We start from the raw sequence: 321 nt of genomic DNA on the forward strand, positions 1-321 counted from the left end.
CGGTAAACGAATAGCTCATATACACTCCGAAAAGCAATTTTAAATAATAGGCCGTCTGAAACAACGGCATGCATCAATTTAATATTTACATTTATTTGCAATGATTTTATAAAGACTATGCAAATAAATGTAAACAATGCCTGATGCTTATTTTAAGAAGCAAAATAAGGCTGGCAGAAAACTGCCAGCCTTCATAGGAAGCATCAAATTATTTGATTTCGACTTTAGCGCCGGCTTCTTCCAATTGTTTTTGGATGTCTTCAGCTTCAGCTTTAGAAACACCTTCTTTCAGAGTTTTAGGTGCACCGTCAACGATGTCTT

Annotated in this window: 1 protein-coding gene; it reads right to left on the minus strand. The window is 35.8% G+C overall.

Annotation, left to right across the window (positions count from 1 at the left end; genetic code table 11):
- Window positions 1–208: 208 nt before the first annotated feature.
- Window positions 209–321, minus strand: a 113-nt coding sequence (locus tag ACTHSP_RS23315) for a ribosomal protein L7/L12 (protein ID WP_440347157.1), incomplete at its 5' end; no start/stop codon positions are given.

It is taken from the genome of Neisseria sp. P0001.S005, assembly GCF_051963715.1.